We start from the raw sequence: 13,309 nt of genomic DNA, 5'->3' as shown, positions 1-13,309 counted from the left end.
ATGCAAGCTCATTCATACGCGGGGCTCGGGGGCCGGGCGGTTGTCCCGCCCGATTACCCGGGCGATCAGCGGAAACAGCAGCACCGTCGTGGCGCCGGCGGCCACCAGCACCGAGGCCAGATCCGCTCCCATCAAACCCGAACCGGTCGCCACCTGGGTAACCGCGACGATGATCGGCAGGCCGGTCGCCGCGTACAACGCCAGCTGCGCGCGCTCCCCTCGGGTCGGCAGATTCGCGCCGTGCGGGACGAACCGCTCGCTCAGCCACACCGGCAGGCCGCGGGCGATCGCGATCGAGAACACGAACAGCACCCACAGCACCGGATTGCTCAGCACCGACGAGATATCGATGCCCATTCCCGAGACCACGAAGAACACCGGGATCAGGATGCCGAACCCGATGGTCTCCAGCGCGGTCGCGACCTCGGGATGGTCCTCGCCGATCATCCCGCGCAGCACCACGCCGGCCGCGAACGCGCCGAGCACGACATCGAGATCGAAGGTTTCCGCCACCGCCATCAGCACCAGGAGCAGTAGGAACACCCCGCGCACCGGCAACTGCGAGGTGCCGCCGTTCATCCCGTCGAAGGTGCGGCTCAGCCCCGGCACCCGGTGCAGAATGCGCTGCGGCACGAATCCGATCCACGCCGTGGCGGCGGCGAAGAGCAGCAGCACCACGATCGCCGCGAGCGGACTGCGGCTGGTCAGCAGCACCGACATCGCCACGATCGGCGCCAGCTCACCCACCGCGCCGTGCGCCAGCACCGCCCGGCCCAGCGGCTGGTTCAGGAAGCCGGCCTGCTTGACGATCGGCAGCAGCGTGCCGAGCGCGGTCGAGGTCATCGCGATGGCGACCGCGACCTTGGCGGCGAAGCCGGCCTCGGTCCCGGGTTCGAACAGCACCGCCAGACTCACCAGCACGAACGCGAAGACCAGGCAGCACGCCCACACCAGCCACGCGGTGCGCCCCGGCTTGCCGCGCAGCAGCTTCGGATCAAGCTCGTAACCCGCCAGCAGGAACAGCATGCCGAGCCCGAGTTCACTGAGCAGATCGACACCGCCCTCGGTGCCCGCCCAGTACAGCGCGTGCGGGCCGATGATCGCGCCGAAGACCAGCAGGATCACCACGTCGGGGATGTAGCCGCGCAGTAACCGTGAGGCGATCGGACCGATAACAGCGACCAGGGCGATCAAGAACAAGGAGGTGATCGCCGTCGGGTGCACACCATTCTGAGCCGCTCCGAGCAGGTCCATGGCGCAATCCTGGCATAGGCGGCACGCCATATTTGCCTTCTGTTAGCTACCGGCGATTGGCGGCTCAGTCCAGCACGGCGGGATCGATGCCGAGCAGGTCGGTGAGACCGGCCGCGCCGCGCGCGGTCACCCGCACCGCGCGCCCGGTTCCGCTGCGGCGCACCCACTCCAGATCGCCGAGCCGGCGGCACAGCTGGGCCCCGGCCGCGCCGCCGAGGTGGGTACGGCGCTCGGTCCAGTCCAGGCAGGGCTTGACCAGGGGGCGGCGGCCCTTGCGCAGCGCGGCCTCGTCCACCCCGAGCGGCCCGGTGAGCCAGGCCAGGCCGGAATCGGTGAGCGCGAATCCGCTCTCCGGATCGAGCAGCTCGCGCACGATCATGGCGTCGGTGATCGCGACGCCGAGCCGGCCGGCGAGATGGTCGTAGCAGGTGCGCCCGCGCGCCAGCGCCGCCGTCGCGGTGGCCACCCGCAGCGACGACACCGGCTGCCGCGGCGGCTCCAGGTGCCCGGTCATCGCCTCGAGCAGCTCGGCGACCCGGGCATCGGCCAGTTGCACATACCGATGGCGGCCCTGCCTGCGTTCGGCCAGCAGGCCGCCGGCCAGCAGCCGGTTCAGATGTTCGGTCGCCGTCGAGGCCGCGACCCCGGCGTGGCGCGCCACTTCGCCCGCTGTCCACGCGCGTCCGTCCAGCAGCACCAGGCAGATCTCGGCGCGGGTGGGGTCGGCCAGCAGGGCGGCCAGTCCGGCCAGGTCGGCGCCGCGGGTTCGCATGTCCCCCAGCATGGTGCGCCGACGTTTCGGCCGCCACCGAAACGTCGGCGGTCTACCTTCGCCCCCATGACCGAGACACTGCCGCTGATCACCGACCCCGGCCGAGCGCGCGAGGTCCTCACCCACTGCCCCGTGCCACCGGTGGACCGCACCGCGACCACCGGAATGGCCTGGCTGCGAGCACATGTGCCGCGTTTCAGCGACGGCGCGGAGCACCGGCGCCGGCGGGCCCTGGTGCTGGCCGAACTGGCGCGAATCGACCCGAGCGCGCTGCGCGTCGCGGCCCGGACGGCACGCGGACGGCTGGCCCACGTGCAGGTGCTCGCCGAGGCCCTCGGGCTACCGGGCATCTCGCTCGACGCGGTCGAACTCGTTGCCACGCACTATCAGCCGCACACGCCGGACAACCTCGACGCCGATCGCGCGGTCGACGACCTCGTCGCGGCCTGCGGCGGCGTCGCCGATGAGGCCACCGCCGCCCGCATCTCGCTCCTGGTGCAGGCCTACCCGGGCACCGCCGCGCTCGCGGACAACGCGCGCGGCGCCGCAGCGGGACTCGACGGCCAAGAGGTCGACGCGCTCCTCGAGCGGACCGTGTCGGAGCACCCGCCGATTCGCAGCACCCGGCGAATCGTCGACGGCGTACTGACCGAAATCGAGCTTGCCACCACACAATTGGCCTTCAGCGCGGGACCGCATCAATGTCCGGGCCGCGCCCACGCCCTCGCCATCGCCGCCGGGCTGCTCGCGGCCCCGGCCCAAACCAGCGACCAGTAAAGGTATCCACCATGACTTCCAAGGCCGGCGTCTTCCGCGAGCTGCATCACCGCGACCAGCCGCTCATCCTGCCCAACGCCTGGGACTTCGCCTCGGCGGCCATGCTCGCGGCCGAGGGCTTCCCCGCCATCGGCACCACCAGCCTCGGGGTGGCCGCGGGCGCGGGGCTGCCCGACGGCACCGGCGTCACCCTCGACGAAACCTTCGCGCTGGCAACTCGTCTCGCGCGGCTGCCGGTGCCGGTCACCGTGGACATCGAGGGCGGCTTCAGTTCGGATCCCGCGGAGGTCGCCGAATTGGCCTGGAATCTGGCCGAACTCGGGATCGCCGGGGTCAACCTGGAGGACGGCCGCTCGGACACCGCCCTGGCCGATCCCGCCCACCAGGCGGAGCTGATCGCGGCCATCAAGGCGCGCGCACCCGAGCTGTTCGTCAACGCCCGCGTCGACACCCATTGGCTCGGATTGGCGCACGACTCCACCCTCGCCCGCATCGCGCAGTACGAGAAGTCGGGCGCGGACGGCATTTTCGTCCCCGGCCTCACCGACCCCGAGCAGATCCGCACGGTGGTGCGCGCGACGGCGCTGCCGGTCAATGTCCTCTTCCTCGCCGCCGGACCGTCGATCGCCGAGCTCACCGCCCTGGGCGTGCGCCGCGTCAGCACCGGATCGCTGCTCTACCGCGCCGCCCTGGCCGCCACTGTGGGCACCGCGATCGCCGTGCGCGACGCGGCGGCGATTCCGGTCGGAATCCCGAGTTACCGTGACATTCAGGCACATTCACCCGTGTAACCTCGAAACGACTCGGCGTCGGCCGGACCCCCGCGACAGGAGGACAGCATGCGACTGATTCTGGTGGGGCCGCCGGGGGCGGGTAAGGGCACCCAGGCCGAGATCCTCTGCGCCCGCCTGGGCATCCCGCAGATCTCGACCGGCGAGATGCTGCGCGCGGCCCAGGCGGAAGGCGACCTCCCCGAAGAACTGGCCCGCCAGATGGCCGAGGGCGGCCTGCTGCCCGACGCGATGGTGCTCGAGCTCATCGGCACCCGGCTGACCGCGGCCGACTGCCGCGCCGGCTTCCTGCTGGACGGTTTTCCGCGCACCGCGGCGCAGGCCACCGGGCTGGACGACATGCTCGGAAAGCAGGGCGCCGCCCTCGATTCGGTGATCGCGCTCGAGGTGCCGGCCGAGCAGCTGGTCGAGCGCGCCGTGCACCGCCGCACGGACAAGCGCACCGGCAAGATCTACCACCTGAAATCCACTCCGCCGCCGGCGGACGCCGAGCTGGAACACCGCGGCGACGACCACGAGGACGTGGTGCGCCAGCGCATCGCGACCTACGAGACGATGACGGCGGAATTGCTGCCGTTCTACGACGCCCGCGGATTGCTGCGACGCGTGGACGGCGTCGGGAGCGTCGAGGCGGTCGCGGAACGGGTGCGCGCCGCGCTGTCGCCGACCTGAAGCCCGGCGGCGCGCCGGAACCGGATGCCGCAGGCCCCGTGGGTTAATGGGCGAATGGTGATTCGCTGGATTGTTGCCCTACTGGGCCTAGCGCTGGCCGCCCTGCTCGCGACGATCACATTCGTCATTGCCTGGGCATCGATTCCGCCACCACTCATTCCACTGTCCTTGCTGGTCAGCAACTTCGGCCTGTATCTGATACCGGCGGGGCTGCTCGGGCTGGGCATCGGCGCGATTCTGACGCAGCGGCGCAATGCCCGGACCTTGCGCGGCGTCGGCAAACTGGTCAGCATCGTCGCGGTGGTCGCGATGATCGGCGCCTGCTTCCCGCTGGTCGCGTCCTGGCGGGAAGCGAACCGGCAGAACGCCGACCTGTCGGTCCTGGGCTATCTCACCGGCGGATCGAATTCCGGGAAGCCGCTGGCGGAGATGTCGACCACCTACGCGACCGTCGACGGCACGGATCTGCTGCTGGATCCGAAACTGCCCCCGCACGCCTCGTCGAGTCCGCGCCCGGCGGTGGTGTGGGTGCACGGCGGCGGCTGGTCGGCGGGCGATCGGGGCGAGGTACCGCGCTGGCACCAATGGCTCAACGACCGGGGCTATGCGGTTTTCGCCATCGAGTACCGGCTGGCGCCCCCGCCGCGCTGGAATCAGGCCCCCGGCGATGTGAAATGCGCGGTCGGCTGGGTCAAAGAGCATGCCCGGGAGTTCGGCGTCGACCCGGACCGGGTGATGCTGGCGGGCGGCTCGGCGGGCGGGAATCTCGCGCTGATGGGCGGATACGCCGACGAGCGGGTCCCGGCGAGCTGTCCGGTCGGCGACACCACGGTGCGCGCCATCGCCGCGTTCTATCCCCCGGCCGACCTGGCACTCGGCTACCAGGAGTCCGGCGATCCGGAGTACGCGCGAAAAGTGCTGCGGGACTACATCGGCGGCACGCCGGAGGAATTCCCCGACCGCTACGCCGCCGCCTCGCCGATCACCTACGCGCGCCCCGGCGTGCCGCCGACGCTGCTGCTGCACGGCACCCGCGACCACATCGTCGACTACGGCCAGTCGGAGTTGCTCGCGGCGAAGCTGACCGACGCCGGGGTGCAGCACGAACTACTGCCGATCCCCTACGGTGACCACGCCTACGACTTCACCTGGGGCGACTGGGGCACCCAGATCTCCCGCCAGGTGTTCGCCCGCTTCCTCGATCGGCACTTCCCGGCGGCGTGACTCACTTGCGCACGACGCGCTCGCCCTGACCCGGCTTCCAGATCGTGATGGCCAGTTTCTCCTCGGCCAGCTCGATACACGAGGCGCCGGTGAGATCGGCGACGTAGAAGTGGTCGAACTCCTGACCGCGGATATCGAACCCCGATTCGTCGAACAGCGCCTGCGCGAAACGCTCGTGCAGCCGCTTGTCCGGCAGGTCGGTGACGGTGCCGAAGAGTTTGGCGTCGCCGTCGCCGACCATCGGGTCCACCGTGGCGGTATGCAGGCAGAAGTGCGGATCCCGTTCCAGATCCTTGAATTTGGTGGTGTTCGGCATGCCCGCGAGCACGAGCATCCCCTCGAAGACGCGCGGTTCGATCGGGCTGATGCGCGGTGACCCGTCGGCGCGCACGGTGGCGAGCATGCAGAGATGGCCGGTCGCCTGGTGCCGGCGCTCGAACACCGCCGCGATCTTCGGTGCTTCCTGGACGAACTCGCTCCAAATGGTCATGTCGACGACAGTACGACCAAAACCTGACATCTTCTGTCAAGGTTTGTCGCTAGTCTCGAATTCATGCGTGCGAGTCGTTTGGTGCAGCTGCTGCTTCTGCTGCAAACCCGGGGCCGGGTCACCGCGCCGGAGCTGGCCGAGGCCCTGGAGGTGTCGGTGCGGACGGTGTATCGCGACGTCGACGCGCTCTCGGAGGCCGGTGTACCGGTTTACAGCGAGCCCGGCCGCTCCGGCGGCATCCGGCTGGTCGACGGCTACCGCACCAGGCTGACCGGCCTGACCTCCGAGGAAGCCGACGCGGTCCTGCTCGCGGGCCTGCCGGGCGCGGCCGCCGACCTCGGGCTCGGCACGGTGCTGGCGACCGCTCAGCTCAAGGTGCTGGCCGCGCTGCCGCCGGAATTGCGCGGGCGCGCCACCCGCGTCGCCGAGCGCGTGCACATCGACGTCCCCGGCTGGTTCCATCGGCCCGACGAGACGCCCACCCTGGCCGCGCTCGCCGACGCGCTCTGGCACGATCGCAGAGTGCGGGTGCGCTACGGCCGCAAGGATCGGGTGGTGGACCGCCTGCTCGACCCGCTGGGGCTGGTCCTGAAGGCGGGCACCTGGTATCTGGTGGCCCGGCAGCACGAGGACATCCGCTCCTACCGGGTGAGCCGGATCGCCGCCGCCGAGCCGATCGGCGAATTCTTCAGCCGCCCGGACGATTTCGATCTCGCGGCGCACTGGTCGGAGGCGCAGTTCGATTTCGCCCGATCGATGCTGCGGGTCCGGGCCCGCTGCCGGGTCCGGGCCGATCAGGTGCGGCTGCTGAAGTTCAGTTTCGAACCGGCCGCCGTCACCGCGGCCACCGAGTCGATGACCGAGCCGGACGCCGCCGGCTGGGTCGAGATGGACCTCGCTTCGGAGTCCTATCCCGTTCTGCTGCACAACATCCTGCCGATGGGCGCGGCCGTGGAGGTGCTGGAACCGCCCGAACTGCGCGCGCAGCTGGCCGACCTCACCGCCGCCATGGCCGCGAACTACCGCCGGTGAGCGCCCCGGCCGCTTAGGACAGCTCTGTTCCTAAGAATCTGGCATTCTCGATCGCATGTTGGAAACCTCGGCGCGACTGCTGAAACTGCTGGCCCTGCTGCAGACCCATCGCGATTGGACCGGCACCGAGCTCTCCGATCGCCTCGGCGTCACCGGACGCACCGTGCGCCGCGACGTGGAACGGCTGCGGGAGCTGGGCTATCCGGTGCACGCCAGCCAGGGCACGGCGGGCTACCGGCTGGGCGCGGGCGCGGCACTGCCGCCGCTGCTGCTCGACGACGAGGAGGCGGTCGCGGTCGCGGTGAGCCTGCGCAGCGCCTCCGACGGCAGTGTCGCCGGCATCGAAGAAGCGGCGGTGCGCGCACTCAGCAAACTGGAGCAGGTGCTGCCGCCGCGGCTGCGGCACCGGGTGCGCACGCTCAAGAGCGCCACGGTCCGGGTCGGCACGGCGCGGCCGACCGTGGAGCCGGACACGCTGATGGCCATCGCCGAAGCGTGCCAGCGCCGCGAGCAGCTGCGCTTCGACTATCGCGCGCACAATGGCGCGAGCAGCATCCGAAAAGTTGAGCCGCACAGTCTCGTTCACTTCAACCGGCAGTGGTATCTGGTGGCCTGGGATGTCGATCGGGCGGACTGGCGGAGTTTTCGGGTGGACCGTCTGACACCCCGGATTCCGACCGGTCCGCGCTTCACGCCGCGCGAACTGCCCGACGGCGACGTGGCGACCTATATGGCGCGCCAATTGTCCGTCCGCGCCTGGCCGTTCACCGCGACGGTGCTCCTGCACGTTGCCGCCGAGGTGGCGAGCGCGCGGGTCTGGCCCGGCATGGGTGTGGTCGAAGCGGTCGACGAGCACACCTGCCAGTTGCATGTCGGCGCGGACTCCCCCGAGGCGCTGGTCTGGATGATCGCCTCCTCCGACCTGGATTTCACGCTGCTCACCGGCCCGCCCGAGCTGGTCGCGGCGCTGCGCAAGCAGGCCGAGCGCTGCACGGGTGCGGTGCGCGAGTTTCCCTGAGGCGCCGAATCCAGCAGCGGCGACGGAATTCCGCACTACGATGGAACTATCGACAGCTTCCGGATTGGGGGGCGCAGTGTTCGAAAAATTCACCGACCGAGCCCGCCACGTGGTCGTGCTCGCGCAGGACGAGGCGCGGGCGCTGAACCACCATTTCATCGGGGCCGAGCATCTACTCGTCGCGGTGCTGCGGGAAGCGCAATCCGACGAGGATTCCAATACCGCCAAAGCACTTGCCCAGCAAGGCCATACGCCCTCGGCCGCGATCGAGCGGGTCGGGCTGGCGGCCGACGCCGGCGCCGAATCCGCGCCGGAGTTCCTCCCGTTCACCGACGGTGCGAAACAAGCGTTGCAGGCCGCGCTCCACGAGACCCGGGCCATGGGCCAGCCCGCGATCACTCCTGATCACATCCTGCTGGGCATCCTGCACAGCGAATCCGCCCACGTCGACTCCCGGGCCGCCGCGGCGGTCACCGCACTCGGGCTCGGCCCCGAGCAGCTACGCCACCCCGCGGGTTCCGGCCGGCTCCAGCTGACACCGCTGGTCCGGTTGGCCCTCGCGCACGCGCGCGCCGAGGCGCAGCGGGCAGGCACCACCGGCATCGGCACCGGCCACCTCCTGCTCGGCCTGCTCGACGCCGACCCCGCCCTGACCGAACGCGTCTTCGGCGCCCTCGGCGTCGACACCGACGAGGTCACCGCGAAAATCCGCGATGTCGTCACCGGCACCGACTAGGTCAGAAGAAGGTGTGCACCAGTTCGACGACCTGTGGGCGCACGGCATCGGCATCGTCGACGACCGGGATCAAGCGCCACTTGTCGAAGGCCGTACACGGATGCGACAGGCCCAAGCGCAGCACGGTGCCGACCGGGAGGTCCGCGGCGGTCGCTTCCGGCAGGCTCAGAAAGGCATGCTGGTCGGCGAGTTTGACGATCGACGCCGCCGGGTCGAGGGTCGCGGGCCCGACCACCCGCTGCGGTGTCGGCAACCCGGAATCGAAGGGCACGTCCCGGCGCCCCGCGTCCAGTAGCGCCAGCCCCGGCTCCGGACGGGAGAGGGTGCGCGCCCAAGCGTGCATCGCCGCGCGCAGCGGACGGTCGCTGCGCGCCGGAATGAGCGGGGAGAGTCCGGCGTAGAGCCCGTCGTCGTGGATGAGGTACGCACCGGACCGCAGCACCACCGTGGTCGGAACACCCTGTGCGCCTTGCTCATCCGCGAGCCCGGCGAGACGCTCCACGACCAGATCTTGATAAGAGCTGCCACCCGCGGTGACGATCGCGGCGTCCCGGTAGCGGCCGGCGGCCTCGAGTTCCCGGTGCAGGCGGGCGACATCGTCGAGGTAGTTCCGCAGGGTCGCAAGGGCTTCCGGCGCACGGTCGCGCGCGAGCGCGCCTTCGTAGCCGCCGACACCGGCCAGGGTCAGCCGCTCGGAGCGCTCGAGCGCCGCGGCGATGGCGTGCCCCTCCGCCACTGTCCGAGCCCCGGTCCGCGCGTGCACGCCACCGAGTTCCACTAGGACCCGGATCCGGGCCGAACCGGGGGCCGTGCGCAGGTGCCGGTCCATCAGCTCGACCGTGGCGACACTGTCGGCGAAGCAGACGAACTCGAACAGCGGATCTGCGGCCGATTCGGCGGCGACCCAGTGCAATCCGAGTGGGTCGACCAAGGCGTTGGCGAGCACGACGCGCCGCACCCCGAACGAGCGCGCGACCTGCACCTGCCACGGCGTCGCGAGCGTGATGCCCCAGGCGCCCGCCGCCAGCTGCCGTGCCCACAGCTGCGGCGCCATCGTGGTCTTGCCGTGCGGGGCCAGCCGGACACCAGCACCGGCGGCCAGCTCGCCCATGACCGCCAGGTTGTGGTTCATCGCCGCGTTGTCCAGGGCGAAGACCGGGGTCTGGAAGTCGTCGAGATGCGGCGCACTCTCGAGGAACTCGCGCACCGTGCGCCCCCACGCCGCGGCGGGCACGCTCTTGTGCTCGGGCCCCAGCACCCGGTCGTCCAGGGCCGTCACGGCCTTCTCGTCGATCTGCACCGCACACACCCTAGCGGGACGCCGTACCGTGCGGGGATGGGAATTCAGCTATCCGAGGCAGTCAGCGCGCTCGTCGACGCGCCCAACTACGCGACCCTGTGCACCCTCAACGCCGACGGCAGCCCGCAGAGCTCGGCGATGTGGATCGGCCTGGACGGCAACGATCTGGTGTTCTCGACGGTCGCCGGACGGCTCAAGGAGCGCAATATCCGCCGCGACCCCCGGGTCAGCATCACGATCATGGTGCGCGACGACCCGGAAATGTACGCCGAGATCCGCGGCCGGGCCACCATCGTCGAGGAGGGCGGGCGCGAACTCGACGACACGCTGTCCTGGAAATACGACGGCAAACCGGCGGGCCACGACGCGCCCGGTGCGGTGCGCGTCGTGGTCCGCGTGGTCCCCGAAAAAGTCACCGGCTACATCAAGTAGCCCGCCGCCTAGCCCGAGTTGCGCAGCGCGGTGGCCAGGCCGTTCATCGTCAGCAGGATGCCGCGCTTGACCAGGTCGCTGTCGTCGCCGGACCGCAGCCGGCGCAGCAGCTCCACCTGCATCTGGTTCAGCGGTTCCAGGTACGGGAACCGGTTGTGGATCGACTCCGCCAGCGAGGCGTTGTCGGCGAGCAGGTGATCGTTGCCGGTGATGGCGGCGTGCATCGCGACGGTGCGGGCGTGCTCCTCGCAAATCATGCCGAAGATGGTGTCGCGCAGAGTCTTGTCGTCGACGAGATCGGCGTAGCGGGCGGCGATGTCGAGGTCGCTCTTGGCCAGCACCTGCGCCAGGTTCGACAGCACGGTGCGGAAGAACGGCCAGCGCTGATACAGATCGGACAGCGTGGCCAGCCGTTGCGGATCGCCGCCCACCCACTCCTCGAGCGCGCTGCCGGTGCCGTACCAGCCGGGCAGCATGACCCGGGCCTGACTCCAGGCCATCACCCAGGGGATGGCGCGCAGATCCGACACCGAGTTGGTGGGTTTGCGGGAGGCCGGGCGGCTGCCGATATTGAGATCGCCGACCTCCGCGACCGGAGTCGACTGCCGGAAATACTGGACGAAGCCCGGCGTTTCGTGCACCAGCCGGGCGTAGGCGGCGCGGGCGCGGGCCGCGAGGTCGTCCATCAGGTCGTAGGAGGGTTCGGCGTCCGCGCCGAGCCCCTCCACGTCCAGCAGCGTCGACTCCAGTGTGCCCGCGATCAGCGATTCCAGATTGCGGTGGGCCGCACGCGGTTCGGCGTACTTGGCGGCGATCACCTCGCCCTGCTCGGTCAGGCGCAGCGCGCCGTGCACGGCGCCCGCGGGCTGGGCCAGGATGGCGTCGTAGCTGCGGCCGCCGCCGCGACCGACGGTGCCGCCGCGCCCGTGGAACAGCCGCAGGCGAATTCCCGCCTTGCGGGCCACGTCCACCAGGTCGAGCTCGGCGCGATACAGCGCCCAGTTCGCGGCCAGGTAGCCGCCGTCCTTGTTGGAGTCGGAGTAGCCCAGCATGACTTCCTGCCGCATTCCCCTGGCGGCCACCAACTCCCGATACACCGGCACCTCCAGGGCCGCCGACAGGGTGGCGGCGCCCGCGCCGAGATCCTCGATGGTCTCGAACAGCGGCACGATGCCCACCGTGCAGCTCGGCGCGCCGTCCGGCGGGCCGGGGTCGAGCAGGCCGCCCTCCTTGAGCAGCAGTGCGGCCTCGAGCATGTCGCTGACCGAGGTGCACATGCTGATGATGTAGTTCGGAACCGCCTCCGCGCCCAGGGTTTCCACGACCTCGGTGGCGGCGCGGACGATGCCGAGCTCCTTGGTGGCCAGCTCGCTCAGCCGCGCGTGCGGGCCGAGCAGGGGGCGGCGCGTGCGCAGCTCCGCGGCCAGCAGCTCGACGCGGTCGGCCTCGGCCAGGCTCGCGTAGTCCGGATGCACACCGGCCCAGGCGAAGATCTCGGCGACGACCTGCTCGTGCACCTCCGAGTTCTGCCGCATGTCCAGCCCCTGCAGGTGGAAACCGAAGGTCTCCACCGCGTTGCGCAGCGCGGACAGGCGCTCGGTGAGCAAACCGTCGCGGCTCGCGTGCAGCGAGGCGTCGATCGCGTCCAGATCGTCCAGGACCGCGCGGGGGTCCGGATAGGGCTCGACGCCCTCGATCCGTCCGGCCAGCCCGTCGACCGGAAGGTGGCCCAGCGCGCGCTGCGCGGTGACCGTCAACCGGCCCCGGATCGCATGCAGCGCACGGCGATACGGCTCGTCGGCGTGCACCAGCGGATCGGCGTAGCCGGTGTCGGCCAGCGCGGTCACCGCCGCGGTCACCGGCGCCAGCCGCGCCGACAGCGAGAGCTCCTTCTCCAGCTCCACCAGCTCGCGCAGATAGTGGCCGAACGCGACCGCCGCGGCCTGATGCGCGGCCTCGCGCACGACTTCCGCTGTCACAAAGGGGTTTCCGTCGCGGTCGCCGCCGATCCAGGAGCCGGGACGCAGGATCGGCTGCGGCAGCAGCTCCGCGCCCGGCCACCGGGACCGCAGCGCCGCCCGGACCTCCGCGTTGATCGCCGGGATCACCTCGAGCAGGGTCAGCTCGTAATACCGCAGCCCCACCGCGATCTCGTCCTGAATCCGCAAGCGCGCCAGCCGGATCAGCGCCGTCCGCCACAGCGCCAGCACCTGCCGGCGGATCCGCAGCTCGTACTCGGCGCGTTCGGCCTCGGTGTCGTCGTAGCGCTGCCGCATCCGCATCAGATCGGTGATCTGGGTCTGCACGTCGAAGACGGTGCGGCGGCGGGTCTCGGTCGGATGCGCGGTGATCACCGGGGACACCAGCGCGTCCACCAGCAGATCGGCCACCTGGTCGCCGTCGAGCCGGGCCGCGTCCAGCTTGCGGTAGGTGGCGGCCAGCGACGAATCCTGCGGCGGCTCACCCGCCGCGACGTGCGCGGCGCGGCGGCGATCGCGCTGGATGTCCTCGGCGAGGTTGGCCAGCAGCACGAAATAGCTGAACGCGCGGATCAACGGAATCGCGGTCTCGATGTCCACCCCGGCGAGCATGTCCGCGACCGCGCTGCGACCCACCTCCTCACGGCGGATCCGGAAGGCCTCGGTGCGCACCCGCTCGATGAGGTCGAACACCTCGGGGCCCTCGTGGTCGCGAATGGTCTCGCCGAGCACGCCACCCAGGAATCGGATGTCGTCGCGCAGCGGCCGGGTCGCGTCCTGTACTGGGTCGATCCGCGAGTCGGTCATGACTTCGACCCTACTGCCGATGATC

13 protein-coding genes are annotated in these 13,309 nt (G+C 70.7%); 8 read left to right on the top strand and 5 right to left on the bottom strand.

What is annotated here, in order from left to right; translation table 11 throughout:
- Positions 1-12: 12 nt before the first annotated feature.
- Positions 13-1,254: a cation:proton antiporter gene (locus tag AB0H76_RS38195; RefSeq protein WP_357332443.1), complete on the bottom strand. Its 1,242-nt coding sequence runs from the start codon at positions 1,252-1,254 to the stop codon at positions 13-15.
- A 64-nt stretch (positions 1,255-1,318) separates the two neighbouring features.
- Positions 1,319-2,026, bottom strand: coding sequence for a winged helix-turn-helix domain-containing protein (locus AB0H76_RS38190; RefSeq protein WP_357332441.1), 708 nt, complete (start codon positions 2,024-2,026; stop codon positions 1,319-1,321).
- 66 nt (positions 2,027-2,092) lie between these two features.
- On the opposite strand from AB0H76_RS38190, the gene AB0H76_RS38185 reads away from it, so the two are divergent.
- From AB0H76_RS38185 to AB0H76_RS38170, 4 genes are read left to right on the top strand one after another with little or no spacing between them, the layout of a single operon-like run.
- Entirely contained in the window at positions 2,093-2,803 is a 711-nt protein-coding gene (locus AB0H76_RS38185; RefSeq protein ID WP_357332439.1) for a hypothetical protein, read from the top strand.
- 11 nt (positions 2,804-2,814) lie between these two features.
- A complete protein-coding gene (locus tag AB0H76_RS38180; RefSeq protein WP_357332437.1) occupies positions 2,815-3,594 on the top strand; it encodes an isocitrate lyase/phosphoenolpyruvate mutase family protein in 780 nt (259 codons plus the stop codon).
- A gap of 48 nt (positions 3,595-3,642) precedes the next feature.
- Positions 3,643-4,266, top strand: a complete 624-nt coding sequence (locus tag AB0H76_RS38175) for an adenylate kinase (protein ID WP_357332435.1) — start codon at positions 3,643-3,645, stop codon at positions 4,264-4,266.
- Between the two features lie 54 nt (positions 4,267-4,320).
- Positions 4,321-5,490, top strand: a complete 1,170-nt coding sequence (locus AB0H76_RS38170; protein WP_357332433.1) for an alpha/beta hydrolase — start codon at positions 4,321-4,323, stop codon at positions 5,488-5,490.
- Between the two features lies 1 nt (position 5,491).
- On the opposite strand, the gene AB0H76_RS38165 is transcribed toward AB0H76_RS38170, so the two are convergent.
- A complete protein-coding gene (locus AB0H76_RS38165; protein ID WP_357332432.1) occupies positions 5,492-5,980 on the bottom strand; it encodes a pyridoxamine 5'-phosphate oxidase family protein in 489 nt (162 codons plus the stop codon).
- A gap of 63 nt (positions 5,981-6,043) precedes the next feature.
- On the opposite strand from AB0H76_RS38165, the gene AB0H76_RS38160 reads away from it, so the two are divergent.
- The 3 genes from AB0H76_RS38160 (at position 6,044) to AB0H76_RS38150 (ending at position 8,766) form a co-directional block, all read left to right on the top strand.
- Complete coding sequence (locus AB0H76_RS38160; RefSeq protein WP_357332430.1) at positions 6,044-7,012, top strand: YafY family protein; 969 nt, start codon at positions 6,044-6,046, stop codon at positions 7,010-7,012.
- A gap of 55 nt (positions 7,013-7,067) precedes the next feature.
- Positions 7,068-8,030, top strand: coding sequence for a WYL domain-containing protein (locus tag AB0H76_RS38155; RefSeq protein WP_357332428.1), 963 nt, complete (start codon positions 7,068-7,070; stop codon positions 8,028-8,030).
- Between the two features lie 76 nt (positions 8,031-8,106).
- Positions 8,107-8,766, top strand: coding sequence for a Clp protease N-terminal domain-containing protein (locus AB0H76_RS38150; RefSeq protein WP_357332426.1), 660 nt, complete (start codon positions 8,107-8,109; stop codon positions 8,764-8,766).
- A 1-nt stretch (position 8,767) separates the two neighbouring features.
- On the opposite strand, the gene AB0H76_RS38145 is transcribed toward AB0H76_RS38150, so the two are convergent.
- Positions 8,768-10,066 (bottom strand): amino acid deaminase, encoded by a 1,299-nt coding sequence (locus AB0H76_RS38145; RefSeq protein WP_357332424.1) that lies wholly within the window; start codon positions 10,064-10,066, stop codon positions 8,768-8,770.
- 36 nt (positions 10,067-10,102) lie between these two features.
- On the opposite strand from AB0H76_RS38145, the gene AB0H76_RS38140 reads away from it, so the two are divergent.
- Entirely contained in the window at positions 10,103-10,498 is a 396-nt protein-coding gene (locus tag AB0H76_RS38140; RefSeq protein ID WP_357332422.1) for a PPOX class F420-dependent oxidoreductase, read from the top strand.
- An 8-nt stretch (positions 10,499-10,506) separates the two neighbouring features.
- Here the strand turns inward: AB0H76_RS38140 and ppc are convergent, their stop codons facing one another.
- Positions 10,507-13,284, bottom strand: coding sequence for a phosphoenolpyruvate carboxylase (gene ppc / locus AB0H76_RS38135; protein WP_357332420.1), 2,778 nt, complete (start codon positions 13,282-13,284; stop codon positions 10,507-10,509).
- Positions 13,285-13,309 lie beyond the last annotated feature (25 nt).

Source organism: Nocardia sp. NPDC050712 (genome assembly GCF_040654295.1).
Lineage (GTDB): Bacteria > Actinomycetota > Actinomycetes > Mycobacteriales > Mycobacteriaceae > Nocardia.
This window is presented reverse-complemented; position numbering and strand designations above follow the sequence as displayed.

Coding starts and splice junctions, on each gene's coding strand:
- AB0H76_RS38195 (WP_357332443.1), bottom strand. CDS start 1,254: ATGGACCTGCTCGGAGCGGCTCAGAATGGTGTGCACCCGACGGCGATC.
- AB0H76_RS38190 (WP_357332441.1), bottom strand. CDS start 2,026: ATGCGAACCCGCGGCGCCGACCTGGCCGGACTGGCCGCCCTGCTGGCC.
- AB0H76_RS38185 (WP_357332439.1), top strand. CDS start 2,093: ATGACCGAGACACTGCCGCTGATCACCGACCCCGGCCGAGCGCGCGAG.
- AB0H76_RS38180 (WP_357332437.1), top strand. CDS start 2,815: ATGACTTCCAAGGCCGGCGTCTTCCGCGAGCTGCATCACCGCGACCAG.
- AB0H76_RS38175 (WP_357332435.1), top strand. CDS start 3,643: ATGCGACTGATTCTGGTGGGGCCGCCGGGGGCGGGTAAGGGCACCCAG.
- AB0H76_RS38170 (WP_357332433.1), top strand. CDS start 4,321: ATGGTGATTCGCTGGATTGTTGCCCTACTGGGCCTAGCGCTGGCCGCC.
- AB0H76_RS38165 (WP_357332432.1), bottom strand. CDS start 5,980: ATGACCATTTGGAGCGAGTTCGTCCAGGAAGCACCGAAGATCGCGGCG.
- AB0H76_RS38160 (WP_357332430.1), top strand. CDS start 6,044: ATGCGTGCGAGTCGTTTGGTGCAGCTGCTGCTTCTGCTGCAAACCCGG.
- AB0H76_RS38155 (WP_357332428.1), top strand. CDS start 7,068: ATGTTGGAAACCTCGGCGCGACTGCTGAAACTGCTGGCCCTGCTGCAG.
- AB0H76_RS38140 (WP_357332422.1), top strand. CDS start 10,103: ATGGGAATTCAGCTATCCGAGGCAGTCAGCGCGCTCGTCGACGCGCCC.
- ppc (WP_357332420.1), bottom strand. CDS start 13,284: ATGACCGACTCGCGGATCGACCCAGTACAGGACGCGACCCGGCCGCTG.